Below are 12,456 nucleotides of genomic sequence, written 5' to 3'. Positions count from 1 at the left end.
TTATGGAAGATAAGCAGGAAAAGGCAGAGAAGGAGTTATTTGCGCTTTATAAAAAAACGAAAGATCCGGAAATAAAGAAAGAGATCACAATGCAGTATCTGTACATAGCCAGAACCACGGCAACGAAACTATATGATCTTTATTCTACCACCATGCAGATGGAAGATGCAGTGAATGAAGGTGTGGTGGCGATCATAAAAGGGATCGATATGTATGATCCGGATAAAAACATTAAGTTTTCCACTTACATTACAACGCGGGTAAGAGGAGCAATGCTGGATTATGTAAGAAAACAGGAGTGGATGCCCCGGGGATTTTACAAGCAGTTGGGGATTATAGAATCTGCATGCGAGGACATGAAGCGTGAATTAGGAAGAACACCAACAGTTGATGAACTGGCAAAGCATCTTGGAATAGAAAAAAAACGCTGCCAGAGGATCATTTCCATGAAAAACAGGAGAAATATCCAGTCTCTTGATTTTTTATTGGAAAACCAGAATACATCCAATGGACTCCAGATCACAAACAACGATACCCAGGTACAGCCTGAGGAGGCATGCTTGTGGGAAGAGGATATGCGGGTGCTGGCAGAAGGCATAGCCCAGCTAAATGAAAAAGAGCAAAAAACACTGGCACTGCATTATATGGAAGGGTTGAAAATGGAACAGGTGGGCCGGGTCATAGGTGTCAGCCAGCCCAGAGCATCCCAGATCCACACGATCGCCTTGCGTAAGCTGCGCCATTTTATAGAAACAAAAAATGGAAAGGGGATAAAGTCAGATGTATCAGGGATTTTATAATCTGGCGTCAGGCATGCTGACCCAGAGCAGAAACTTAAATACCATCAGCAATAATATGGTGAATATCCAGACTCCTGGATATAAAAACGAAACAATGGTAAGCAGTACTTTCAAAGAAGAAATGCTTTATCGTACAGGACAGTATAGCAAAGAAAATCCAACCCAGCTGGCAACTGTTTCAAAAATAAAGACAGCAAAGCAGGTTTATACCAATTATGACCAGGGCGGTCTGGAACAGACAGATGGGATCTATGACTTTGCCTTAAATGGAAATGGCTTTTTCTGCATCCAGACATCACAGGGCATCCGGTATACAAGGAATGGTTCATTTTCAGTAGATAAAGATGGATATCTGGTTTTAAACCAGGCAGGAAGAGTCTTAAACAAAGAAGGACAGCCTGTCCAGATCAAAAATGAGAACTTTACAGTTGATTCCAAAGGACACATTACTGCTGCTATTACAAATCAGTCTGATGGTGAAGAAAGCGGCAGCCAGGAAGTTACCATAGAGGATTATGGAACTTTGAAAGTAGTGGATTTTCCAGATCAGGGGCAGCTTCATGCAGAGGATAATGGACTTTTCTCTACTGCACAGGCAGAAACAACGCCTGCAGATACAACTGTTCAATGGAAAATGCTGGAAAAATCCAATGTAGACATGGTGGAGCAGATGACAGCTATGATGTCATCCCAGAGAGCGCTTCAAAGCGCAGCCCAGTCACTGAAAATGTATGATCAGATCATGAGTAAGTCTGTGTCAGATGTCGGTAAGCTGTAAGGAGGATAAAGAAATGAATATGTCATTTTATACAGGAGCAGCAGGAGCCGGACAGTTTACAAAAAAACTGTCAGTTGTATCCAATAACCTGGCCAATATCAACAATACAGGCTTTAAACCTAAAACAGCGGCTTTTTCTGAACTGATCCACTATAATCTTAATGATTCTGAAAATGCCCAGACAGAGCTGCAGACAGGTTCAGGAGCCAGAGTGGAGCGTACTTGGACGGATTTTAGTACAGCCGGTGCTACTCAGACCGGAAAAGAATATGATTATGCAATTATGGAGCCTAATGCATTTTTTATGATACAGGATCCTGCATCAGGTGAGATCACCTATACAAGAAACGGTCATTTTCACAGGGGAGAACGTGAAGATGGATTTTATCTTACAACAGAAGATGGAAAGCTGGTGCTGGACCAGAACCGGCAGCCTCTTAAGCTGGAAGTAACAGATGTAGAAAAGCTGCAGGAGGAATCAGAGTCAGAAGACGATGACTACGATACAGATGATACAGACAGCACAGAGGATGATACTGACCTTCCTAAGGTAAGTGTATACACATTTTCAAACCCCAGCCGTCTCTTAAGCGTAGGAGATAATGAATATAAAGCACAGGATGGAATGGAAGCTTCTTTAAAATCAGATGCGGTCCTGCAAAAAGGGGCACTGGAGAATTCAGGCACCGATATGGCAAAAGAAATGGTCCATGTGATCGAATGTCAGAGAGCCTTTTCTTATGCTGTAAAAATGATCACTACATCAGATGATATAGAAGGAACGATCAATTCACTGAGAGGATAAGGTAAAAAATGGAAATAAAGCGATATGAAGATATGGACCTGCAGGCTCTGGATGTAATGCGGGAGATCGGCAGTATCGGTACTAGTCATGCAGCAACTGCTCTTTCCAAGCTTCTGCAGAAAGAAGTCCGGATCTCGATCCCATCTGTGAATATCCTTGGATACAATGATGCCATGAACCGGATCGGTGATGCGGAGGAGCTTGTTGCAGCAGCCCTTGTAAAAATGTCAGGTGATATTGAGGGGTTGATGCTGTTCCTTTTCGACCTGGATTTTGCAAATGAGGTATTGGAAAAACTGCTTGGAAGCCGTTATAAGTCCTTTCTGGATATGGACGAAATGGCCAGATCAGCACTGGTAGAAGTAGGAAACATCATTATCTGTTCTTATATAAATGCTTTTTCACAACTTGTAAATGTAGAGGTGGAACTGTCTGTTCCAAGTGCTACCATCAACATGCTGGGTGGGATCTTAATGGTACCTATTGCTGAGTATGGATATGAAACAGATAAACTGATGTATTGCAATGCAGATTTTGTGATCGGCGGAAAAGCACTTTCTGACTGGCTGCTCATGCTGCCGGACATTCGTTCTCTAAACGATATTTTAGAGAGGTTGGGAGTTTCATAATGATCGGAGCCACAGAATTAAAAGTAGGAATCGGTGATATGAAGTTTTCACGAGGGGAAGGAAGGATCATAACCTATGCTTTGGGTTCCTGTATCGGGATAACCTTTTATGATCCGGTTACCCGTCTGGGAGCACTTCTGCACATCATGCTTCCGGCACAGTTTGAAGGAAAGGATTCCAATCCATTTAAATTTGCAGACAGCGGCATCAGGGAAACCCTCAGAAAGCTGAAAATATTCGGTATGGTAAAAAGCCGGATGGTAGTTAAGATCGCAGGGGGAGCCAAGATGTTTGAGATCAGCGGAAACAGCAGCTTTGGAAATATCGGGCAGAGAAATGCAGAAAGTGTAAAAAAAGTCATGGCCCAGGAAGGAATCTGTATCGCAGCAGAGGATACAGGAGGAAATTATGCCCGTACCATGCTTTTAGATCTTGCAACAGGCGATGTGATCGTGCGTACAGTGGGACGACCGGAACGCCATCTATAGCCAGGGCTTTCATTTATGGTGGTGTCACCATCTGTGACATGCCTGTTTACAGAAAAAAGGAGAGAAGATCATGGTCAAAAATGAAAAAGAAGGGATTCTTTTAGAATCAGGAACAAACGAGATTGAAGTAATGAAATTCACAGTTCTGGGTGAATTTTATGGCATTAATGTGGCAAAAGTCCAGGAGATCATCATGAGTGAAAAGGTAAAACCGATGCCTCATGCAAACCCGGCAGTAGAAGGCATCTTTAAACCAAGGGATGAGCTGATCACAGTGATCAACCTGGCAAAATATCTTACAGGAGATGACCGGGAAAATGGGCCAAGAGATCTGTTTATCGTAACAAATTTTAATAAAATGACGGTCGCTTTCCGGGTAGACAGTATCGAAGGTATCAGCAGGATTTCATGGAAAGATATACAGAAGCCAGATAAGACCATTGCAAATGGAGATGACAGTGTTGCTACCGGTATTGCCCAGTGCGGAAAAGAGCTGGTGATCATCCTGGATTTTGAAAAGATCGTGGCAGAGATCGCACCGGAAACAACTATACAGGTGACAGATGTAGATAAGATGGGAGACCGCCCTATCTGCAACAGTCCTATTGTGATCGCGGAAGATTCCATTCTTTTAAGTAAAATGATCGATGATTCCCTGGAAAGGGCCGGATTTACCAATGTAAAGAATTTTTCCAATGGCCAGGAGGCATGGGATTACCTTTCACAAATACATAATGATTCTGATCTGTATGATAAGGTCAATCTGGTCATTACAGATATCGAAATGCCGGAAATGGATGGCCACAGGCTTACAAAGCTGATCAAGGATGACGAACATTTAAAGAAGATCCCGGTTATCATCTTCTCTTCCCTGATCAATGAGCAGATGAGGCAGAAGGGGAAAGAATTAGGTGCAGACGAACAGCTTTCCAAGCCGGAGATCGGGCATCTGATCACAGTAATGGATGAACTGCTTGCCCGTTTTAAAAAACAGTACAGTCAGCAGTAAGGAGGACTCTAAGGATGGAAAAATATGTATTAACACAGGATCTTGTAACAGGAAATGAACTGATCGACAGTGAGCACAGGAAGATTTTTGACGAAGTCAATACCCTTCTGGATGCATGCTCAAAAGGAAAGGGAAGAGAAAATCTCTCAAGTCTGGGAGAATTTCTTGTTGAATATGTAACGAAACACTTTTCAGATGAGGAGGATCTCCAGAAGCAGTCAAAATATCCGGAATATACAGAACATCATAAATTTCATGAATTGTATAAACAGAAACTGGGGGATGCCATTATAAAACTGGAGCAGGAAGGTCCGACGATCAATTCCCTGGGCGAGATCAACTATATGGTAAGCGTGCTGGTTAAGCATATCCGGGAAACAGACCGCAAGCTGGCCCAGTGGATCCAGAATGGAGCCAAAAATGAAGTTACAGCTTCTAAAGTGGCAACAGGATCAGCTGTATCAGGGAAAACTTCCTATATGGATACCGTTACAAAAGATGAAAGTACAGAAAATCTGGATATCCGTCAGATCCTGGATATAAAAGAACTTCAGCGGATCCAGGATCTGTTTTTAACGGTCACAGGCATGACAGCAGCAGTAGTGGATATGAAAGGAAAATACATTACGAGAGGAAACTCCTTTACCAGCTTTTACAGCAGGTATACCAATGGAAAACATAATGAGCTGCGAGAGTTTACCCAGGATCTTACAGTAGGAGGATTCCGTGCAGGTACAGTGATCGGCGGTATCGTCCTTGGAGATTACCCGGATGATTCAGCCCCAAGCCAGGAAGTAGTAAGTGCCGGTGGACAGCTTTTAGCTGAGATGCTGAATCTGTGGGCTAATGCCCTTTATTACCGGAAGAGCAATGCGGACAGCGTAGAAGCATTTGCAAAAGAGGAAAAGAAAGTACGGGATGCAGTAGGACAGATCAAGTATAAGGCAAAGGGACTGGAGCAGACGGCTACGATGGAAAAAATGCTTTCCCTGAATGCAGCCATTGAAGCAGGCCGTGCCGGAAAAGCAGGTGTAGGCTTTGGTGTTGTAGCAGATGAGATCGGCCGTATGGCAAATGAGTCAGCCGCTGTATATCAGGAGATCCAGGAACTGGTAAAACAGGTAGAGGAATCTATGGAACGCCTTGGAGAATAATACAGGGAGAGCTTTCAGAAAATATTGTATGCAGAAGAGAGGATAAAAGGAGATACATAAATGGTCATTACGGTTTCAAATCAAAAAGGCGGTGTGGGAAAGACCACAACATCAGCAGCGTTGGCTGCAGGATTTTCGATGGCAGGTAAAAAGGTTCTGTGTATAGACCTGGATCCCCAGGGAAATCTTGGATTCTGCCTTGGTCTGGATACCGAAGGAGGATCTACTATACTGGATGTATTAAAAGGAGATATATCCATACAAAAGGCGATCAGCCGCACAGAAGGGATCGATATCCTTCCTTCTGATATTACCTTAAGCAGCAGTGGTCTGGAGTATAATCCGGGAGAAGAAAAAGAATCTATTTTAAAAAATGTTTTAAAGCCGGTAATGGATTTTTATGACTATATTGTGATCGATACACCCCCTGCCTTAAATCTTCTCACAGTTAACGCATATGCAGTTTCTGATTATCTTATTATACCAATGGCATCGGATATCCTCAGTCTGGTTGGTCTGTCACAGTTAAAGGAAACAGTAGAATCTGTCCGCATACAGATCAATCCCGGCCTTAAGATCATGGGTATCCTGCTAAACCGCTTTAATCCAAGAACATGTCTTTGCAGGGATGTATTGGAAATGGCCGGGCAGCTGGCCGGGCAGCTGGAAACCCGGGTATTTGACACAAAAATAAGGTCCGGAGTGGCGATTGCAGAAGCACCGGCCCATGGAGAAAGTATTTTTGAGTACAGTCCGAGAGCATCAGCTGTAAAGGATTATGGAAAGTTTTTAGATGAGGTAGAAAAGATCATAGGTTTCAGGGAGAAATAATATGGCAAAAAAAACAAATAAAACCTCACATGTGCTGAACCTTATCACAGGTTCACAGCCGCCAGTTGCGTCTTCTGGCGAAACACAGCCGCCTTCTTCAGCTTCCGGTGAAACACAGCAGGAAGGATCAGCTGCTGAAGAACCGGTAAGAGTGCCTTCCGCTAATGTGACTGTAGTTGATCCAAGAGAAGAAGGAAAGCTGGCAGAAGAGATCCAGAAGAATCTGATCCAGGAGCTGGAAAAAGAACAGACAGAAGAGCAGGCAGAACAGCCCGGGGAGCAGGAAGAACAGTCGGAAGAACAGCCGGAAGAACAGTCGGAAGAACAGCCGGAAGAACAGACAGAAGAACAGACAGAAGAACAGACAGAGCAGCCCAAAACAAACGCAGGGACACCTGTACAGAAAGAACTGGAACAACAGGAAGAGCAGAAGCAGGAAGATGGTCCAAGTTACCGGGTCGTAAATATCATGGAGGAGATCCTTACTCCGGAACTGATCCTTGACGCACTGAAAAGTAATGATACCTGTACCTGCAGCCGCTGTCAGGCAGATGTGAAGGCGCTGATGCTTACCAGGCTGCCGCCCAAATATATTGTAGCGGATAATACGACAGTCCCGATGCTGTTAACCTTTTACCGCAATAAATTCCGTGTGGCTGTTTTAAGTCAGTCCATGAGAGCCTGTATGGAAGTAAAAGAACATCCACGCCATATCTTATAAATTTTCATGCTGCGCCGAAATATTTATATAGAATCTATAGAATCACAGGGATAAAGTATACAGAAGCGGCGCATTTTATGTACTCCGCGACATCACATGACTGAAAGGAGCAGCAGATATGTCAAGTGTATCAAGAACAAGCAGCAGTCTTGGAAATACAGCTTTAAGAGGATTTGGCGGTTTAGCTTCCGGTATTGACAGGGATGCACTGATCGAACAGATGACAGCAAGAACAACATCCAAGATCACAGCCAAGAAGCAGGCTATGACAAAACTGGAATGGAAGCGGGATGCATATCGTTCTATCAGCAATAAGATCATAGATCTTCAGGACAATTACCTTAGCTATTCAGCAACAAAGAGCTTAAAAAACAGTGATTTCTTTGCAAAAAACCAGGTCAGTGTACAGGGGGATCCTGACTATACAAAATATATATCAGCGACAGGAAACGCAGACACTGCATCCAGAGTATCAGTTCTGGGAGTAAACAAATTAGCAACATCTGCCACATTGATCTCTGGCGAAAAGAAAACAGAAAATGAAAAAGATTCAGCTATTACCTTAGGCGGCATCAGCGCGTCTGATTTTGAAAATAAAGAAGTAAAGACCTCCAATCTTTCCGGAACGAAGCTGACATTTGGAACCTACAGTATTACAGATAAGCAGTTTACAACGGAAGCAACCTTTACGTTCCCCACCAGTTATGAAAAAAAGCTGGACAATGGAAAAACAGAGACAGTTACCATTGATTATACGGCTAGTTCTGACAAGATAGTAGAACAGCTGAATGAAGCCCTTGATTCCCAGGGATTTCTCGGAAAAGATGGAAAGAGCGGCATTAAATTTACACTGAATGGTGATCAGATCCAGATCAGTCAGACAGACAGTATTACCGATAAAGGAAAAAGCTATGTGATCAGGGGAACATCATCTGCTTTAAAGAGTCTTGGCTTTAATTCCGGCAACATGAATCAGGATGAAATAGATAACGGCATTTCACTTAAGGAATTTAACGACCATACATCTTCATTTGAGGCTGCAGCTATAACAAAGCAGCCCCTTTCCGGCTATCTTAAGGGAAAATCAATCTCTGTTTCTTATGGCGGACAGACAAAGAATATTGAACTGATCGGCGATAAGGAAGAGATAAAAGATTTTAAAGCTTTTAAGGATAGCTTACAGAATAAGTTGGATAAAGCCTTCGGTTCAGGAAAGGTTACTGTAGGTGAGGGTCAAAATGGCAGCCTGACGTTTACTGCAACAGACAACAAACAGACATTACAGATATCCGCAGACTCAAAGGAACTCCAGAATGCCCTGGGTATCACATCTACCCAGTCAAATAAGATCAGTACAGGAAGCAGCCTGTGGGAGAACAGGGTCAAACTGGGACTGGGAAAATACAATACAAAAGAGGAATTAAACGACGCATTAAAAAACTTTACAGTCAATGGTGCAAAAATAGATAATATCACTGCAGATACCACAGTAGACGGACTGCTTACTGCGATCAATAATAATAAAGATGCGGGAGTAACTGCCATCTATCTGGGCAGTGAAAATAAATTTGTTCTTTCTTCCAATGAAAAAGGTGAGGGCCGTAAGATCACCCTTGGTGCAGATCCAAAAGATACTACTGATGCAGCAAATCTCATTTTCGGCGGGGTTAGCACAGATGGCACAGATGGTGAGATGAGTATTCTCTATAATGGGGTACAGACCACCATTACCAGCAGCAGCAATACCTTCTCCATTGACGGTCTGGATATTAGAGCCACGAATACATTTAATACAGGCTCTGCAACAGCAGAAGGCGGCGTCAGCTTTACTGCATCAGCAGATACAGAAAAGGTGACAGAGACTGTAAAGAAATTCATTGAAGCTTATAATGCCATGATCGATGAGGTCCGCACCCAGGCAACAACCAAGCCGGACAGTAATTATAAGCCTCTGACAGATGACCAGAAAAATGAAATGAATGAAACCTCCATTAAAAACTGGGAGGATAAGGCAAAAGAGGGTATTCTGTACAACAGCAGCGCTTTAAAAGACCTGGATAATGCTACCCAGGGCATTTTCTCTTCAATGATGATAAACGGTGTTTCTTATGACGATCTTGAAAAGATCGGAATTTCCTTCTCAGATGATTACACAGCAGGTGGAAAGATCGTATTTGATGAAGAAAAGTTTAAAACTGCCATGAACAGTGATCCGGAAAAGGTATCAGACCTGTTCACAGGCACGCATGGTATTGTAAACACCATAGACAGTACTCTTTCTACTTATGCCACCAGATATGCAAGCAGGAATGGAAATTCCTATGGTGTGCTTATTGAAGAGGCAGGATCTGAAAAACTAAGCCTGACTCTGACTAACAACAGTATTTATAAAGAATTAAAGGATATGCAGGAAACCATCACAAACCTGCAGTCCCAGCTGTCAACTGAGCAGGACCGTTATATCAGCCAGTTTACGCAGATGGAAAGGCTGATCAATCAGATGAATTCACAGTCCAGCTACCTGTCACAGTTAGGTGGCTGATGGGGGTAAGGAAGCATGTACGAAAAGTTTAAGCAGTACAAGGAAAGTACGATCTATTCTATGAGCAATCTGGAGTTGTTGCTTTTATTGTATGACGAAGCAGTGAAGCGTCTGAAAATGGCACAGATCGCACTTGAGGATAAAAAATATGAGACTTTTGAAGAATGTCTCGAAAGAACAGGACGGATCGTCCGGTATTTAATACAGATACTGGATATGCAGTATCCCATCAGCAAGGATCTGAAACGTATCTATGAGTACCTGATCTATGATATCAGCCGTGTTAAAGCAGGAAGGGAACGCAGGGCAGAAGAGATTCCAAGGATCAGCCACATACTTTCTGAATTAAGAGATGCATTTAACCAGGCAGGAAAGATTTCCGGCGATCAGCATATTGTGAGAGAACGAAGTGTTTTCGGTTAAAGGAGAATATATGAGCGCAGACTTGGAAACAATTTTGATATATCTTCAAAGGAGATATAATATATTAAGAGAAGTTTGTAGTCTGACGGAAGAACTGGCGGAGGCAGTGGAGCGCGGCGACACAGTCTCCGCTTCTCTTCTTTTAGATATGAGGGGAGAACAGCTGCAGCGCCATGCAGACTGTGAAGAACAGATCATCCTGCAGACTGCGGGAAACAGCCTTCGGGACCGGTATCTACGAGATCTGGCTAAAGGTCCATTAATGAATGTAAAAAGCTGTTTTAAAGGAAAGACAGAGCGCGAAAAAATGCTGGAGAAGCGTATTGAGGATCTGCGTTGCCGCACAGAAAAGCTTTTAGATAAGATACGCAGGATCGATGGGGGACTTAACAGAAGAATATCAAAAAACAGGTGAAGTTAAATGGAAAATCAAAACTTTTATGAAGGCCGCATACTGGTAAATATGGCTGCATCTGTTATGCGCCAGGATGATTTAAAGCCGCTTCATGGAAATCTGGACTGGGAAAGGCTGTTCCGGGTTGCAGATTATAACAAAATTTCAAACCTGATCTATCTTGCAATCCTTGGAAATAATGAAAAAATGCCGGAACGGTGGAAAACACGCTTTTATGAGCGCTACAGCGATATTCTGAAATTCAACGAAAGCTGCACAGAAGGAGAACGGGAGATACTGGTCCTTCTGGAATTAAAAAAAATCCCGGTACTCGTCCTTTCCTCCAGCAGCCGCAGACAGCTGTATCCAAGGGAGGAAATGGCAGGGGAAAGCTCTCTGAAGCTTTTTTTTCTTGACCCGGAAGATTATCTTTTTGCAAAAGGCTATCTGGTCAATATAGGCTACGAAACGGATACTCTCTATCCGGGAGTGGGTGAAAAGATGCGTATACCAGGTCGCTTTTCTGTGGAGATCTATCATACCTTTCCTTTTAAAACCCAGGTATACCAGAGGGGGATGGAAAAGCTGCTCCAGCGTGCTTTCCTGAAAGAAAATGGTGACTACATTTATGAATGGAATGCCATAGACCAGCTAGTCTATCTGATGATCCAGTCTGCTTACCTATATGTAACAGGACATCTGCAGATACGCCATCTGACAGACTTATATGTATTTTACAGAAAAGCAGCAGAAGAAGACCAGTTTCAGGAGCTTGAGAACCGGCTAAAGGAATTTAAAGTAAATATACTGGCGCAGAAGCTTCTGCATTTAAGCTATATGTGGTTTGGAACACGGGAAGAATGTGCCAGCATGGAGACAGAGGAAGAAGAACTCCAGGTATTTGATATACTGGAGAAAAATGTATTCTACGGCATGACAGGGAAATTTGGGCCGGAAACAGATGAACAGGCGCTGGATCTTAGATCAGACATATTAAAAGAAGAAGAGCGGGAAAACCGCATGGAAAAAAGAGCATTATTTTACCGGCGTCTGAGAGAGTTTTTTTCTCTCGTACGCCGGCAGCTGAAAGAGCTATATGATATTTTGTATAGCAGATAAGAGTCATTTTATCAGTATTCACCCGTTTGCGGGTCATTAAGCTTATGGTCTATTTCTTCATATAAGAATTCAGTCCTTTTTCAATAGAGCGCAGTGAATCTGTATCAGATAATAAGGCATCCAGGTTGCTGCGTTCTGCTTCTGTCAATTCTTCCCGCAAAATAGAAATATGCTTCGGGGCATTTATAGCCAGGCTGACAGATCCATTGTCGCAGTCAAGTACAGTGATGCGTATGTCATTCCCGATCAGGATACTGTCATTTTTTTTACGTTTCAGTATCAGCATGGCTATTTATCTCCTTTTTTAGTGTCCTGTTCCTTTATCTCTTTACCAAGAAGAGAACGTAAGGTATGGCGGTAATCATAGTCAGCGTTGGATAAGATCACCTGGATTCCTTTGCGGGTATCCGGATTAATGGCAAGAGGACATTTCAAGTTGACGGTTCCATCCAGATAATCCTTCTTTACAGCACATATGACATAATAGGATAATTCATCACTGGAATTTACTTCCAGAAAGGATAATTCTTCTGGTAGAAGAACCGGTGAATAAGAAGGAAAGAGTGCTGCTGCATCGATGAGAAAAAAGGCTACATAAGGTTCGTCTACAGACTGCAATATCAGCAGGGAACTGTCATCTTCCTCCATAGAGAGGGGAAGATAGTCATGGTACTGGGAAAAACCAAATAAACCATCTGGAAATACAACCAGTTCATCTTTTGTATAATCAATTTCGCCGTAATATTTTGTATCAATCTTCATG

At 42.9% G+C, this 12,456-nt stretch carries 15 protein-coding genes; 13 read left to right on the top strand and 2 right to left on the bottom strand.

The genetic code is table 11. The annotated features are described in order from the left end of the window. The first annotated feature begins 2 nt into the window (after positions 1-2). The 13 genes from DW677_RS08085 to DW677_RS08025 all read left to right on the top strand — a co-directional run bounded on the left by DW677_RS08085 (position 3) and on the right by DW677_RS08025 (position 11,693). On the top strand, positions 3-800 hold the full coding sequence (locus DW677_RS08085; protein ID WP_015553145.1) for a sigma-70 family RNA polymerase sigma factor: 798 nt from the start codon (positions 3-5) through the stop codon (positions 798-800). Further along, positions 781-1,578, top strand: a complete 798-nt coding sequence (locus DW677_RS08080) for a flagellar hook-basal body protein (RefSeq protein WP_015553146.1) — start codon at positions 781-783, stop codon at positions 1,576-1,578. The genes DW677_RS08085 and DW677_RS08080 overlap by 20 nt, the downstream gene beginning before the upstream one ends. Positions 1,579-1,591: 13 nt before the next feature. Beyond that, a complete protein-coding gene (locus DW677_RS08075) occupies positions 1,592-2,383 on the top strand; it encodes a flagellar hook-basal body complex protein (RefSeq protein ID WP_015553147.1) in 792 nt (263 codons plus the stop codon). An 8-nt stretch (positions 2,384-2,391) separates the two neighbouring features. Continuing rightward, positions 2,392-3,012, top strand: a complete 621-nt coding sequence (locus tag DW677_RS08070) for a chemotaxis protein CheC (protein ID WP_015553148.1) — start codon at positions 2,392-2,394, stop codon at positions 3,010-3,012. Further along, positions 3,012-3,500, top strand: coding sequence for a chemotaxis protein CheD (locus tag DW677_RS08065; RefSeq protein WP_117566863.1), 489 nt, complete (start codon positions 3,012-3,014; stop codon positions 3,498-3,500). Before DW677_RS08070 ends, DW677_RS08065 begins: the two co-directional genes overlap by 1 nt. A 70-nt stretch (positions 3,501-3,570) precedes the next feature. Beyond that, a complete protein-coding gene (locus tag DW677_RS08060) occupies positions 3,571-4,509 on the top strand; it encodes a chemotaxis protein (protein ID WP_015553150.1) in 939 nt (312 codons plus the stop codon). A 14-nt stretch (positions 4,510-4,523) separates the two neighbouring features. Continuing rightward, on the top strand, positions 4,524-5,663 hold the full coding sequence (locus DW677_RS19065; RefSeq protein ID WP_278286993.1) for a hemerythrin domain-containing protein: 1,140 nt from the start codon (positions 4,524-4,526) through the stop codon (positions 5,661-5,663). A 60-nt stretch (positions 5,664-5,723) separates the two neighbouring features. Further along, the gene (locus DW677_RS08050; RefSeq protein WP_117514355.1) at positions 5,724-6,494 is read left to right on the top strand and encodes a ParA family protein; all 771 of its coding nucleotides are present in this window, start codon (positions 5,724-5,726) and stop codon (positions 6,492-6,494) included. A gap of 1 nt (position 6,495) precedes the next feature. Further along, positions 6,496-7,215 (top strand): late competence development ComFB family protein, encoded by a 720-nt coding sequence (locus DW677_RS08045; RefSeq protein ID WP_117566861.1) that lies wholly within the window; start codon positions 6,496-6,498, stop codon positions 7,213-7,215. Positions 7,216-7,333: 118 nt separating this feature from the next. Next, the gene (gene fliD, locus DW677_RS08040; protein WP_117566860.1) at positions 7,334-9,757 is read left to right on the top strand and encodes a flagellar filament capping protein FliD; all 2,424 of its coding nucleotides are present in this window, start codon (positions 7,334-7,336) and stop codon (positions 9,755-9,757) included. 15 nt (positions 9,758-9,772) lie between these two features. Next, positions 9,773-10,180 (top strand): flagellar export chaperone FliS, encoded by a 408-nt coding sequence (locus DW677_RS08035; protein ID WP_015553155.1) that lies wholly within the window; start codon positions 9,773-9,775, stop codon positions 10,178-10,180. Positions 10,181-10,190: 10 nt separating this feature from the next. Continuing rightward, positions 10,191-10,595 (top strand): hypothetical protein, encoded by a 405-nt coding sequence (locus DW677_RS08030; protein ID WP_117551781.1) that lies wholly within the window; start codon positions 10,191-10,193, stop codon positions 10,593-10,595. Between the two features lie 6 nt (positions 10,596-10,601). Further along, positions 10,602-11,693 carry a nucleotidyltransferase family protein gene (locus tag DW677_RS08025; protein WP_117566858.1) on the top strand — a complete coding sequence of 364 codons (1,092 nt, stop codon included), beginning with the start codon at positions 10,602-10,604 and terminating at the stop codon, positions 11,691-11,693. 49 nt (positions 11,694-11,742) lie between these two features. On the opposite strand, the gene DW677_RS08020 is transcribed toward DW677_RS08025, so the two are convergent. Next, positions 11,743-11,979 (bottom strand): carbon storage regulator, encoded by a 237-nt coding sequence (locus DW677_RS08020; protein ID WP_117483982.1) that lies wholly within the window; start codon positions 11,977-11,979, stop codon positions 11,743-11,745. A gap of 2 nt (positions 11,980-11,981) precedes the next feature. After that, complete coding sequence (locus DW677_RS08015) at positions 11,982-12,455, bottom strand: flagellar assembly protein FliW (RefSeq protein WP_015553160.1); 474 nt, start codon at positions 12,453-12,455, stop codon at positions 11,982-11,984. Between the last annotated feature and the right edge of the window lies 1 nt (position 12,456).

It is taken from the genome of Clostridium sp. AM25-23AC (assembly GCF_003435125.1).
GTDB lineage: Bacteria > Bacillota > Clostridia > Lachnospirales > Lachnospiraceae > Pilosibacter > Pilosibacter fragilis.
The sequence above is the reverse complement of the archived record's forward strand: the minus strand, read 5'-3'. Positions and strand labels throughout refer to the sequence as shown.

Excerpts from the sequence above, each read along its gene's own strand:
- DW677_RS08085 (WP_015553145.1), top strand. The coding sequence starts at position 3 with ATGGAAGATAAGCAGGAAAAGGCAGAGAAGGAGTTATTTGCGCTTTAT.
- DW677_RS08080 (WP_015553146.1), top strand. The coding sequence starts at position 781 with ATGTATCAGGGATTTTATAATCTGGCGTCAGGCATGCTGACCCAGAGC.
- DW677_RS08075 (WP_015553147.1), top strand. The coding sequence starts at position 1,592 with ATGAATATGTCATTTTATACAGGAGCAGCAGGAGCCGGACAGTTTACA.
- DW677_RS08070 (WP_015553148.1), top strand. The coding sequence starts at position 2,392 with ATGGAAATAAAGCGATATGAAGATATGGACCTGCAGGCTCTGGATGTA.
- DW677_RS08065 (WP_117566863.1), top strand. The coding sequence starts at position 3,012 with ATGATCGGAGCCACAGAATTAAAAGTAGGAATCGGTGATATGAAGTTT.
- DW677_RS08060 (WP_015553150.1), top strand. The coding sequence starts at position 3,571 with ATGGTCAAAAATGAAAAAGAAGGGATTCTTTTAGAATCAGGAACAAAC.
- DW677_RS19065 (WP_278286993.1), top strand. The coding sequence starts at position 4,524 with ATGGAAAAATATGTATTAACACAGGATCTTGTAACAGGAAATGAACTG.
- DW677_RS08050 (WP_117514355.1), top strand. The coding sequence starts at position 5,724 with ATGGTCATTACGGTTTCAAATCAAAAAGGCGGTGTGGGAAAGACCACA.
- DW677_RS08045 (WP_117566861.1), top strand. The coding sequence starts at position 6,496 with ATGGCAAAAAAAACAAATAAAACCTCACATGTGCTGAACCTTATCACA.
- fliD (WP_117566860.1), top strand. The coding sequence starts at position 7,334 with ATGTCAAGTGTATCAAGAACAAGCAGCAGTCTTGGAAATACAGCTTTA.
- DW677_RS08035 (WP_015553155.1), top strand. The coding sequence starts at position 9,773 with ATGTACGAAAAGTTTAAGCAGTACAAGGAAAGTACGATCTATTCTATG.
- DW677_RS08030 (WP_117551781.1), top strand. The coding sequence starts at position 10,191 with ATGAGCGCAGACTTGGAAACAATTTTGATATATCTTCAAAGGAGATAT.
- DW677_RS08025 (WP_117566858.1), top strand. The coding sequence starts at position 10,602 with ATGGAAAATCAAAACTTTTATGAAGGCCGCATACTGGTAAATATGGCT.
- DW677_RS08020 (WP_117483982.1), bottom strand. The coding sequence starts at position 11,979 with ATGCTGATACTGAAACGTAAAAAAAATGACAGTATCCTGATCGGGAAT.
- DW677_RS08015 (WP_015553160.1), bottom strand. The coding sequence starts at position 12,455 with ATGAAGATTGATACAAAATATTACGGCGAAATTGATTATACAAAAGAT.